At 54.6% G+C, this 12,328-nt stretch carries 12 protein-coding genes; 6 read left to right on the forward strand and 6 right to left on the reverse strand.

Annotated elements, in window-relative coordinates; all coding sequences use genetic code 11:
- Positions 1-17: 17 nt before the first annotated feature.
- The 4 genes from BUB22_RS01605 to BUB22_RS01620 all read left to right on the forward strand — a co-directional run bounded on the left by BUB22_RS01605 (position 18) and on the right by BUB22_RS01620 (position 4,277).
- Entirely contained in the window at positions 18-1,469 is a 1,452-nt protein-coding gene (locus BUB22_RS01605; protein ID WP_072809680.1) for a sugar transferase, read from the forward strand.
- Positions 1,470-1,597: 128 nt separating this feature from the next.
- Entirely contained in the window at positions 1,598-2,461 is an 864-nt protein-coding gene (gene nadC, locus BUB22_RS01610; RefSeq protein WP_072809683.1) for a carboxylating nicotinate-nucleotide diphosphorylase, read from the forward strand.
- A gap of 15 nt (positions 2,462-2,476) precedes the next feature.
- Complete coding sequence (locus BUB22_RS01615; RefSeq protein ID WP_073113796.1) at positions 2,477-3,322, forward strand: type III pantothenate kinase; 846 nt, start codon at positions 2,477-2,479, stop codon at positions 3,320-3,322.
- A gap of 16 nt (positions 3,323-3,338) precedes the next feature.
- A complete protein-coding gene (locus BUB22_RS01620) occupies positions 3,339-4,277 on the forward strand; it encodes a UDP-glucuronic acid decarboxylase family protein (RefSeq protein ID WP_073113647.1) in 939 nt (312 codons plus the stop codon).
- A gap of 66 nt (positions 4,278-4,343) precedes the next feature.
- Here the strand turns inward: BUB22_RS01620 and nth are convergent, their stop codons facing one another.
- The 6 genes from nth to BUB22_RS01645 all read right to left on the reverse strand — a co-directional run bounded on the left by nth (position 4,344) and on the right by BUB22_RS01645 (position 9,104).
- Complete coding sequence (gene nth / locus BUB22_RS01625; protein WP_073113797.1) at positions 4,344-4,967, reverse strand: endonuclease III; 624 nt, start codon at positions 4,965-4,967, stop codon at positions 4,344-4,346.
- 68 nt (positions 4,968-5,035) lie between these two features.
- Positions 5,036-5,824 carry a serine O-acetyltransferase gene (gene cysE, locus BUB22_RS01630; protein WP_072809692.1) on the reverse strand — a complete coding sequence of 263 codons (789 nt, stop codon included), beginning with the start codon at positions 5,822-5,824 and terminating at the stop codon, positions 5,036-5,038.
- Between the two features lie 38 nt (positions 5,825-5,862).
- Entirely contained in the window at positions 5,863-7,179 is a 1,317-nt protein-coding gene (locus BUB22_RS01635; RefSeq protein WP_073113648.1) for a phosphotransferase, read from the reverse strand.
- A gap of 359 nt (positions 7,180-7,538) precedes the next feature.
- The gene (locus BUB22_RS01640; RefSeq protein ID WP_073113649.1) at positions 7,539-7,898 is read right to left on the reverse strand and encodes a hypothetical protein; all 360 of its coding nucleotides are present in this window, start codon (positions 7,896-7,898) and stop codon (positions 7,539-7,541) included.
- Between the two features lie 12 nt (positions 7,899-7,910).
- Positions 7,911-8,051 (reverse strand): hypothetical protein, encoded by a 141-nt coding sequence (locus tag BUB22_RS16550; RefSeq protein ID WP_175547209.1) that lies wholly within the window; start codon positions 8,049-8,051, stop codon positions 7,911-7,913.
- A 243-nt stretch (positions 8,052-8,294) separates the two neighbouring features.
- The gene (locus BUB22_RS01645) at positions 8,295-9,104 is read right to left on the reverse strand and encodes a nitrilase-related carbon-nitrogen hydrolase (protein WP_073113650.1); all 810 of its coding nucleotides are present in this window, start codon (positions 9,102-9,104) and stop codon (positions 8,295-8,297) included.
- 81 nt (positions 9,105-9,185) lie between these two features.
- Between BUB22_RS01645 and BUB22_RS01650 the strand changes: the two genes are divergently transcribed.
- Complete coding sequence (locus tag BUB22_RS01650; RefSeq protein ID WP_073113651.1) at positions 9,186-11,534, forward strand: peptidase associated/transthyretin-like domain-containing protein; 2,349 nt, start codon at positions 9,186-9,188, stop codon at positions 11,532-11,534.
- Between the two features lie 5 nt (positions 11,535-11,539).
- Complete coding sequence (locus tag BUB22_RS01655; protein ID WP_083535332.1) at positions 11,540-12,322, forward strand: M15 family metallopeptidase; 783 nt, start codon at positions 11,540-11,542, stop codon at positions 12,320-12,322.
- The last annotated feature ends 6 nt before the right edge of the window (positions 12,323-12,328 follow it).

A 12,328-nucleotide genomic window follows, 5' to 3' on the forward strand; every position in this document is an offset into this window, starting at 1 on the left:
TTGTAGTTTATTGGCGTATGTTCCGTGCAACTACATTGGAGCGCATCCTCCTAGTCCTTTCGGATTTTGTCGCTGTGTCGATTTGCTTTCTCGGCGCGTTCTGGGTGCAGTTCCATAGTGGTTGGATTGTCGACAAGTTCGACCCGACTAAGACATTCGACCAGTACTGGACCATGGGGCTTGCCCTCAATATCGGTTGGCTCGTGCTGTTTACCTGCGCGGGCCTGTACCGTTCATGGTTGCTCCTTTCGAGAACTCACCAGATTCTGCGTGTACTTCGTGCCGTAGTCATCGGTGTGGTGCTTATCATCATCGGGCTTTTCGGTACGGAGTTCCTGGGGAAGGTTTTCACGAACCAGCCTCTGAACGAAGGCTACCTGTATGGCTCCCGATTCCCGTGGATATTTATCTACGGCGGGCTTGCGATGGTGCTTGTGGCCGGTTTCCGCATGTTCATTTACTTCTGCTTGCGTGGCTTGCTCCGCTTGGGTTATGGCGCGAACAACATCCTGGTGCTCGGCGCGACCGAGGCGGGCCGCAAGGTGGCCGAGGACCTCAAGAACACTCCGGCGCGTGGCCAGCGGGTGGTGGGCTTTGTGGATGAACGCTACCAGGTCATATCGCACGACTTTGCAGGCTTCCCGGTCTTGGGCAAGTATTCCGACCTTGCCGCCCTCGTAAAGAAGTACAAGGTTACGGGTATCGTGATTGCGCACGAAAGTTCTTCCCCGCAAGAAATTATGCGCGTGCTGGTGTGGATTTGTGAACTTCCCCTGCATATCTATATTGTGCCGGAGCTCTACCCGGTGGTGAACGGGCAGTTCAAGGGTAACCTCGTCTATGGGTTTGAACTGCAGGAACTTTTCGCGTTTACCATGCCGCCCTGGCAGGTGCGGGTGAAGCGCATTATCGACGTGCTGTTTGGCGCGTTTCTGGGTTTTTGCTCCCTGCCGGTTTGTTTGCTCGCGGCTATAGCCATCAAGTTGGAAGACCACGGACCGGTTTTTTATTCGCAGGAACGCATCGGCCTGTATGGCAAGCCCTTTACGGTCTACAAGTTCCGCACCATGCGTACCGATGCCGAAAAGTTCGGCGCCCAGTGGGCAACGAAGGATGACCCGCGCATTACGAAGGTGGGCAAGTTCCTGCGCAAGACCCGTATTGACGAGCTCCCGCAGATTCTTTGTGTATTGAAGGGCGACATGAGCATGGTGGGCCCGCGCCCTGAACGTGCCGTGTTTATCAGCAAGCTTCGCGAACAGATTCCGTTCTACATCAGCCGCCTCAAGATGAAGCCGGGCCTTACGGGCTGGGCGCAGGTGCGTCACCATTACGATACGAGCATCGAGGACGTGCAGATTAAACTACAGTACGACATGTATTACTACGAGAACATGAGCCTGCTCTTGGATTTCCAGATTCTCGTGCGGACGGTCTACGTTGTGTTGACCGGTAAAGGAGCGCAGTAAAATTCGGAATTCGGATTTATGAATTAGGAATTAATTTATACTTTTTCATTTTGAACTTCGAATTCTAAATTAACCTTGACCGATCTTTTAATTAACCTTAACTCCGAATTCCTAATTCCTAATTAACTATGTACGGCGATAACTCGACTCCCAAATTTCCTACCGAAGATGCTCTTACGATGATTCGCCTCGCGCTTGCCGAAGACGTGCGCACGGGCGATGTGACCAGCGAATGGACCATCCCTGCCGACCAGAAGCAGCATGCCCGCCTGATTGCAAAAGAAGATGGCGTGCTTGCGGGCCTCCCGGTGATTGAACTCGTGTTCCAGGAACTCAAGGCAAACGTGAAGGTAACGCTCCACAAGAAAGATGGCGACGTGGTGAAGAAAGGCGACCTGATTGCCGAAATGGACGGCACGACGCACGAACTCTTGACGGGCGAGCGTACGCTCCTGAACTTTATCCAGCAGCTTTCCGGCGTGGCGACTGTCGCGCATACCTTCCAGGAAGCCCTGAAGGGCGGGAAAACCAAGGTGCTCGATACCCGCAAGACGGTTCCCGGTTTCCGCACGCTGCAGAAGTACGCCGTGCGCGTCGGTGGCGGTTCCAACCACCGCATGGGCCTCTTTGACATGGTGCTGGTGAAGGACAACCACATCGCTGCTGCAGGTGGCGTGCTCCAGGCGCTTGAAGTCGTGAAGAAGAACAACACGCAGGGCCTGATGGTCGAAATGGAAGTCGAAAACTTCGATCAGCTGCGCGCACTCCTGAATAAGGGGGTAGACGTCATCATGCTCGACAACATGAGCAACGAGATGATGGCCGAGGCCCTCAAGATTATCAAGGAAAGCGGTGACAAGTGCCTGGTGGAAGGCTCGGGCAATATGACGCTCGAACGCGCGAAGGAAATCGCGACACTCGGCCTCGATTACATCTCTGTCGGTGCGCTCACGCATAGCGTGAAGGCGCTCGATATCTCGATGCGCATTTAGTTTTTTGATTTGCACATGAAAAAGAGTTTGGATAAACCTGCACGGAAGTCGAATCGCGAAACTTTTAGCTTCGTCGTGGATGTGGGCAACTCCCACACGGTTTTGGGTATTTTCAAGGGCGACAAGGTGGTGGACCACTGGAGGCTTACTACCCGCAAGGAAACGACGAGCGACGAAGTGATGAACCGCATTGGCGGACTTGTGCGCTTTTCGAAAATCAAGCCGGCAGAAATTACGCACGTGGGCCTGTCGACGGTGGTGCCCGCGCATGAGCGCCCCTGGATCAAGGCCTTGCAGACGCTCCTCAAGCGCCCGGTGCAGGTGGTAAGTTCCAAGAACTGCCTCGGTTGCCCGATTGCCTACCCGAACCCGGCGTCGCTCGGTGCCGACCGCTTGTGCAACATTATCGCACTCCGTGACCGTGGCTACAAGGATGCCATCGTGGTGGATATGGGCACGGCAACGACATTTGACGTGATGAAGGACGGCGGCTTCGCTGGCGGTATAATTATTCCGGGCATTAGCGCGAGCCTCGACGTTTTGACCGAGAAGGCGGCGCGCCTGTTGCCGGTAAGCATCGAGTGGCCGGAACACGTTATTGCAAACAATACCGACGATGCCATCCGCGCGGGTCTTCTGTATGGTTTTATGGCGGAACTTGAAACCTTGGTGGCAAAGATCAAGGACGAAATGGGCAAGAAGAAGGTTCCTGTGTTTGCGACGGGTGGCTGGGGCCGCATGGTGATGGGGCACAGCAAGGTGATTGATACCTACGACCCGTACCTGACCCTGAACGGTGTGCGCCTGGTGGCGTTGCATGGCAATTCTGCCGCAGAACTGGAGCGAGACTCCGACGAGTAATTAAAGAGAGGTCCCTATGCGTTGCTTAGTTACCGGTGGTGCAGGATTCCTGGGTAGTCACTTGTGTGAACGTCTGCTGAACGACGGTCATGAGGTGATTTGCCTTGACAACTACTTTACGGGCCGTATGGTGAACGTCGCTCACCTGCGCGATAACCGGAACTTCGAGCTCATTCGCCACGACGTGACGGAACCGATTTTGCTGGAAGTGGACCGCATCTTTAATCTCGCGTGCCCCGCGAGCCCCATTCATTACCAGTTCAACCCGGTGAAGACCATCAAGACGAGCGTGATGGGTGCAATCAATATGCTTGGCATGGCGAAGCGCGTGAAGGCGCGTATTCTGCAGGCCTCTACCAGCGAAGTCTACGGCGACCCGGCGGTACACCCGCAGACCGAAGACTACTGGGGCAACGTGAACCCCATCGGTATCCGCAGCTGCTACGACGAAGGCAAGCGCGTTGCTGAAACGCTCTTTATGGATTACCACAGACAAAATAACGTGGACATCCGCATCGTGCGTATTTTCAATACGTACGGCCCGCGCATGCTTATGAACGATGGTCGCGTGGTGTCAAACTTTATTGTGCAGGCGCTCAAGGGCGAAGATCTCACGATTTACGGCGACGGCAGCCAGACCCGCAGTTTCTGCTATGTGGATGACCTCATCGAAGGTTTTGTGCGCATGATGAACCAGGACAAGATTATTGGACCCGTGAACATCGGGAACCCTGGCGAATTTACAATGCTTGAACTTGCGAAGGAAGTGCTTGACCTTACCGGCTCCAAGAGCAAGATTGTGTACAAGCCTCTCCCGGGTGACGACCCGAAGATGCGTCGTCCGAATATTGATCTTGCGAAGTCTGCCCTCGGTTGGGAACCGACAATCCCGCTGCGCCAGGGTCTCGAGAAGACGATTGTCTACTTCGAGGAACTGCTCAAGTGCGAACGCTAGCAGTTTGCAGATACTAGGACTTGTCATGCCCGGCCTAACCGGGCATCTTTATTTCTTTTAATAGGATTACTTACAGCCTACTACTTTGCAGATAGGGCAGTTTTCGGGCTTGTGACCCATTGCCTTGCAGTACGTGCGCCCAAAGTAGATAATCTGCAGGTGGCGCTTTTCCCATTCTTCCTTCGGGAAAATCTTCTTGAGGTCGGCCTCGGTCTGTTCCACGCTACTGCCGTCCGATAGTCCCCAGCGCTTGGCTAGGCGGTGGATGTGCGTATCGACGGGGAAGGCGGGAATCTTGAAGATGTGGCTCATCACGACGCTTGCTGTCTTGTGGCCTACGCCGGGGAGTGATTCAAGTTCTTCGAAGGTGCGGGGGACTTCGCCGCCGTATTTCTCGACGAGCGTTTTCGACAGGTTGTAAATGTTTTTGCTTTTCGTGTTGAAGAATCCGCACGGCTTGATGATTTCTGCAATCGCGTCGATGCCGAGCTTGACCATGGCGGCGGGCGTTTTCGCTTTTTTGAACAACACCTTCGTTACCTGGTTCACGCGGATGTCGGTGCATTGCGCGCTCAATACGACGGCGACAAGCATCGTGTAGGCGTTTGAGTAGTCCAGCGGAATCGGCGGGTTCGGGAAGAGTTCGTCCAGCTTTTCGCCGATGAACTTGATCTTGTCCGTTTTTTTCATGTCCTGCGCCTCCTTTCGTCTTTCGTCTGTAGCGAGCCGCATTGCGACGCAGCGTACTTTCGTCTAGTTTAGTCGCAGTCGCGCGTGAAGTCTTGTTGCATGTTGAAGCTGGGCATGTCGTCGGTCGGGTGGCCGACTTCGACGGCGGGGACGCCTGCGTATGTCGTGTGCGGGGGAACGTCGCAGAGCACCACCGCGCCCGCGCCAATCTTCGCGCAGTCGCCGATGTGGATGTTGCCGAGCAGCTGGGCGTGTGCACCGAGCATCACGCCGTTCCCGATTTTCGGGTGACGGTCGCCGGTCTCGTTGCCGGTCCCGCCAAGCGTCACACCGTGCAAGAAACTCACGTTGTTCCCGACAATTGCTGTTTCGCCGATGACGATGTTTGTAGCATGGTCAATCAGCAGGCCATGCCCAATTTTTGCGGCCGGGTGGATGTCCATGCCGAACTTGCGGCTCACGATATTCTGGAGCATCTTGGCGGGGAACGGGCGGTTCTCTGTCCAGAGGGCGTGTGCCACGCGGTAGGCCTGCAGGCCCTGGAACCCCTTGAACAGCAGGAGCGGTTCGAGGTAGCTGGTGCAGGCGGGGTCGCGGAGTACGGTCGCGTTCAAGTCCTTGCAGGCGGAAACGAGCAGTTCGGGGTACTTGATGTACAGCGCGTTGAACATCTTCTCGAGTTCCGCACGGTCGATGACTTCGCCCGCGAGTTGACAGGCGAGCGTTACGGATAGCATATCGGCAAAGTTCTTGCGGTTCAACACCTGCTCTTCGAGCATGAGCTTCGAGAGCGGTTCGTTGGCGGCTAGTTCCGAGGCCTCGTCGCGGAGGCGCTTTTCCATTTCTTCGACTGTCATAGCGAAAGCAAATATAGAAATTTGCGGGGGCAGGCGGGCTAGTCGACGAGTTTCAGGAGTGCGCGGGCCGGGATGTGGAACCATCCGGGCCTGAACTCGAGTTCGTAGCAGGCCTCGTAAACGGCCTTCGCTAGAATATACGGGGTGGCTGCGCGCTCGAGGGTGTCAAGGTCGATTTGCGCATTGCCTGCATCTACGTGCGCGGCTTGCGCGTAGCCTTCGAGGAAGGCCTTTTCGCATGCGGTGCAGTCGAACCCGGATGTTGCTCCCGCATACTGGAAACTGCGCAACATGCCTGCGACATCGACAAGTGGGGAGCGCAGTGCCCTGCGGTATTCGAGACTGCGGGTAGGTTCGCCTTCAAAATCGAGAATTTTGAAGGCCGGCGCGCTTGATGCCTGCTTGGCTAAAGACTGCGCGGTCGTTGCGGCGGATACCAGCACCTGCCCCAGGTGGTAATCCCCGTGGATGCGCTGCGGTGTGAACAACTCGCTGCCGGTTGGCGCTCCGAACGCATCTTTCGCCATGCGCTTGAGTTTCGGCAAAGTCGCTTTCACCTTTTCGGCGAGTTCGCGCATTTCATTGCCTGCGGAAATTTCTGTGTCTGCCGCATCTGTCGCGCCCGCCGCATCTGTTGCGCCTACGACCATACGGTTCAAAAGATGTTCCAGCTTGTCAAATGGAATTTCGGGATTTTGCGCGGGCGTGCCCGGGAGTCCCCTGAGGGCGTGGTGCATCTTCGCGGTCGCTGTCCCGAGAGCCTCGGCGCACGGCGCGTCCATCACGCTGTTGAAATACGCCCACGCATCCTGCATGCCGGTTGCACGTTCCTCGAGAATCCCAAGGGTGTAGTGTTTTCCCGTGGCATCTGCGTAGTAGCATGTGCCGTAGAGCTGCGGGCTCACACCGGAGCGTTTGCGGTCGAGTTGCTCCATGATTTCGACCTCGGGATGTATTCCCGGTAAAAGCCTGCGGTACAGCTTGAAAAAAAAGTGTTCGGAAGCGAATGCGGAATTGCTCTGCTCGGCATCGAGCGGGGCTATATCGAAAAGCTCGTGCAGGGAAACATCTACGGGGAAATTCTCTGTCTGCATGAACATAAACTCGCCGGACGTTCCTCTGTATCTTGCCTTCTCGCAAGAAAACACGTCGTAAAAAAAGTCGGCAGTGCGGGTCTCGTCTTCAATGATGGCGTAGAGGTCGGGCTCGCAGTTTTCGCTTGCGGCAAAGTTCACGCGGACGATGGAGAGAATCGTTTCCCCGATGGCGACGCGGTCCACGGTCTCGATGGATTCGATCTTGCGGCCCTTGCCCATGAACCAGCGCTTGCTTGCGATGTCTTGCATGCTAAACATGTGCAAAATTATAGCAATAAGCGTGAGAACTTGCCTGAAAGATGCTCCGAATTTTACCGCGGGGCATATAAATGCGTTTGAATCTTTTGTTTTATACGCCCCTTCAGTTGCTATTTAAGAGCAAAGAGGCTTCATCTGGATTGTTTTTGCATTCGGGGGCATATAAGAAGGGGATAATCCTTGTTTTTATATGCCCCAAAATCGCATCCTGTGTTAAAAACGAATTAGTTTTTATGTAAAATCGCAAAAAGGGGCGTATAAAAGGCGCGTGTTTGTTCCTTTTATATGCCCCGCGCTTTTTTCTTCAGCCAACAGGGGCGTATAAATGCATTTTTTTTGCGATTTATATGCCCGCCAGCCTATTTCCGTGCGGTCAGTGCGCTAAAGTACCCCTGCGAGCGGAGAGTCGCGAGAACTTTTAGTTTGTTTGCAGTCGTTTCTGCGGGCAACCCGTCAATAACGTACTGCGGAATCCGCTTGAGCGGCTTGAACTGCGGGGGCACATCGCTGTAATCGCACAGTTGCCATGCGCAAAGCAGTTTCCCGACGAATTCGTCCCACGGGAAAACGTCGGCAGGGGCAAGGTAGAAGCGTGCGGGCTTCTCGAAATCGCGGGCGTCTAGCAGGAGCGAGCCGTCCTTATAACATGCAAGAAGCGCAGCCTGCCTCTCTTTCATCTGGGTGGCGGGCTGCGCAGGAATAGTCAGAACGAGTTGCATTCGGCGCAGGCGTTATGCGGCGAGAACTTCACGCTGGATCTGGGAATACTGGTAGCCAGAAATGGATGTGATTTTGAGAATCAAATCCCGCGCGAGTCCTGCACGGATGAGGGCCCTAGCGTAATTCAGCTTGTTCATATCGGGAGAAGTCATAGGAACCTCGAAATAGATTGTGGAACTTATTTTCTAGTCAGAAAATAGTTTATTTTTTCAAAAAAAGAAGAGTGTTTTGAGCAGGTTTTTTGCGAGTGTAAGTTTGCTCACATTACACTTTTTTGTAGCGTTTTTGTAATTAATTGTGCGATAATGAGTTACAAAAAAAATGCTGTTTTTTGCGGAATTTAGCCGTATTCAAACTTTCGTGATTTTTGTCACGCTGATTTGTTTCGGTGTCGTCTAAATCTCTTTGAGCACTGGAAAAACCTTGCGGTATTTTAGCAGGGATTCCATGTCGAGCGACGCCGAAATTACACATTCTTTACCCGATTCCGCCTGCGCGATAACTTCACCTTGCGGGTTGATAATTTGTGAATTTCCTGTGTACTTTCCATCTGGCGAAACGCAGTTCACTGCGGCGACATACGCCTGGTTTTCGATGGCGCGAGCCTTGAGCAAAGTGTTCCAGTGATTGATTCTTGCTTCGGGCCAGGCGGCTTGCACCGTGAAGAGGATCGCTCCCGCCTTTACGGCATCGCGGTAGAGTTCCGGGAAACGCAGGTCGAAGCATATTGTCGGCGCGATGGTCCATTCGTTGATTTTGAATAAATTAATATTGTCGCCTGCGCAGAACTTTCCCTGTTCCATAAAGAATGGCTTGCGCTTGTCGTAATACGCATATTCGTCGGCGTTGCACGGCATATATACGCTCGCGTGATTCGTGAGCGGCGCCGTCCTAATATCGCAAGCATTCTTGACAGAAATCCCTGCACCCATGACCGCACATCCCGTGCGGACTGCTAGTTTGTACAAAAACTGCGCAGTCTCGCCTGCGCTTTCGCTTGAAAAATCCTCGGCGGCGCTTTCCGGGTGCAGCGGAAGGTAGCCTGTGGCGAACATCTCGGGCAACACGATGAGTCCCGCATTGGCTTTGCCTTCCAAAGAGTCGGCCTCCATGCGGATCCCTTGCGTGAGCGCCTCGACCTTGGCGAAGTTTTTCGCCTTGTCGTTCGGCGCGACTTCCATTTGCACTAGAAAAATCTCAAGCATACCGCGAGAAATATAAATTTTCCCGAACTGCAGCGTGTTTCCGGTGGTCGCACCACCCTATAAAATTCTAATTTAGTACATATGAGATTCCGTTCCCTGCTCCTTATTGCGCTGTTCCTGGTGACATCCCTTTTTGCGGCGACGCCTACGCCTGTCGTGGGTGTTGTGCTCGAGATGGGGTCTGACCTCCCGCTTGATGGCGTGCAGATTACCTACCGTTCGGGCAAGAAACTTGCAAAGACTTCTTCGGATGGCCGTTTCGAGTTTACCGTAGATTCCAAGAACGCTTCCCTCGTGTTCCAGAAAGAGGGCTATGACAGTGTGTACGTGGACCTGCAGGATTATGCGGATTTGCTCGATATGGTCGTGACGCTTTCGAGCGACTTGCGCGACTTGGGCTCGAGTACGATTGTCGGTGGCGGTGAACCTGTGAAGTGGGAACCGGAACGCAAGGTGTCGCTCGACAAGCTCGAAGATGCTGCCGGCATGCGTTTTGATATTACGGAACACCTGAGCCAGATGCCCGGTATTTCGGGCCAGAAGGATTTCAGCAGCGCTCTCTATTACGAGGGTTCCCGCGCGGGTGACGTGGCGTACCACCTCGGGCGGCTTCGCATACCCAACATGCGTCACCTAGATATCGGTTTCCCGGGCAACCTTTCGGTTGTGAACCCGCACATACTGAGCGGCATCGAGATTCACGACCACTACGGTAGCGGCCCGATTGGTCAGGGACTTGCGACCTCGGTGCAGTACATTCCCGAGCAGACGAAGGGCGAGTGGGGGCTCAAGGGCTCTGCGGGCCTTACGCTCCAGGAAATCCAGTTCGATTCCCCGTTCCTGTTCTGGGACAGTTTCCGCTTCGCCTTCCGCAGGCTCGATGGCGACATGCTCAAGAACTTGGGCGAGAAGTTCTTTACTGAATTCAAGAAGCGCGATGGTGACTGCGCGAGCGATTGCCGCGTGAAGTCGTCGGACCCGTTCGACCTTACGGCGATGGATTTCTACACGCAGTTGAATGGCTCTGATTCCATGGGCAACACGTGGGCGCTGCGAGCCCTCTACAGCATGGACGAATATTCCATAAGCCAGGATACCTCGACAGCGTACGATGAGGTGAATTCGGTCGATATTATCAGGGGCGAACAGACATACCTTGTCGTGGGTGCGGAATACGCCTCCAAGTTCGGCACGAGCCTGCATGCGGGTGTTGTGCGCGAGTACCTGAGCGATACAATCCAAGATACTACGGGTTTCAGGAGCAACGCCTCGACGAAGGAGATGGCCGCGTTTATTGATGCCTACGAGCAAACGCATACGACCTTCAGCGTGGGCGCCGACAAGCAGTTTAAGACCAAGTTGCTCGGTTCTGCCGTGAGCGGGGCGCTGCTTTACGAACATCATCTCCTTGACCGCAGTTACATTGACTTTGGCGGGTCGCAGCCCGATGACTACCAGACGGGCGTACTTTCGGGAGTGAGCCGTTTTGACTGGAAGGGCGACTACTCGCAGACGATATTCTCGCTTGGTGCGGTAGCCGATGCGATGGACCACAATGCACGCCCGACGGTGTCTGTCGATTTCGAGAAGAACCTGACCGAAAAGGATACCACGTACTGGCGAGTGTTCGGTAATGCCGCGTACCGTAGCGACTGGAAGCACCTTTACGATGACGGTGACCTTACGGGGCGCCTTGAGACGGGTGCGTCTGCAAAGCTTGGAATGGGCTACAATTCCAAGTACTTGCTTGCGCAGGCGAGCGGCTTTGGCCGTTACTACTTCGACCCGGTGATGCCTCTCCCCAAGGCTTATGCGCAGTATAAGGATATTACGCCGGTGGATTATGCCTGGGTGCTCGGCGCGAATGCCCGTATGGAATGGAAGACCTCGCACCACTTCTCGATGGCGACGAACGTGAGTTCCGTCTACGGTGAATACGAACTGGACGAGGGCTCGCTCCCGTGGGAAGCGAACTCCAGGCTGGATATCATTTCGCACTTCAGGTTCTACCCGCGCAAGGATTCGCTGTTCTCGATTATCCTCACGCACCATGCCGCGTTGCACCGCCCGCTGTACTATTACCGGATAACGCCGTCAGACCCGATGACACGCGAGAACGGAACCCGCATGCTTCGTGACCTGAACGAATTTACTGACATGTTCAGGACGGACATCCGCGTGAATCTTGACATCATTCGCGAGAAGGGTTTCTTCCGCAAGTCGCGCTTCTACCTGGAACTGGACAACGTCTTTGCGAATCTCGATGTGAGTGCGCTGAAGTTCCTCGGTTCCGAGAATGCGCGTGAACGCTCGTGGGTCACGCAAGATAACGACAAGAACTCGGAGAACGGCTTCAGGCTAGAACCCTTCATGGCGAAGGGCATGGGACTCTACTTCCAGTTTGGCGTCGAAGTCCAGCTGGGAATTTAGCGGCAATGAAAAGTGGTTTTTCGGTGTCGTCATGTCGCAGCCGAACTTGTTCGGCAAGGACATCCATTGCGTTTCTTTTAATTGCGGTTTTATGGGGGGCTGCCTTTTGCTTTGCCCACGAGACAGACATACCCTTTGAACCCAAGAAGCCGGAAAAGCCGCTGCGGTTCTGTACCGCCGCCAAGCAGTGGGTGGAATACGCGAGCAAGGATACGAACCTAGTCGAAATCACGAACATGAAGGGGCTGCGCATGGACCTGCGTTACGGGACTTTTAACAACGTAACGGGGCATGATATGTACTGCGGAATCCAGCGGGCGTTCGTGCACCGCGATGCCTTGCCGAAGTTGAAGCGTTCACTTTCACTTATCGCGAAGGAACTGCCCGGTTACACGCTCGTGATATTCGATGCGGCGCGCCCGATGTACGCGCAATCCGCGCTCAAGCAGGCGGTCGTGGGCACGCCGTATACGAACTACGTGTCTTCGGGAAAGACGGGCGGGCTCCACAATTACGGCCTCGCGCTGGACCTTTCGCTGGCTGATTCCACGGGCGTTTTGCTCGACATGGGAACAGATTTCGATTCGTTCGAGCGCTGTGCGGGCGAGGTGGGCGAGGCCGATGCCCTCAATAGCGGGCGACTCACGCAACAGCAGGTCGATAATCGCAAGCTCTTGCGCAGCATCATGAAGCGTGCCGGCTGGGTTTCGCTTTCAAGCGAATGGTGGCACTTTAACGCCTACACGCGGGCCTATACCAAGGAACACTACCCGCTGTTCCCGATGTAAACCGGC

Origin of the sequence: Fibrobacter sp. UWCM (assembly GCF_900129735.1) — a bacterium.
GTDB lineage: Bacteria > Fibrobacterota > Fibrobacteria > Fibrobacterales > Fibrobacteraceae > Fibrobacter.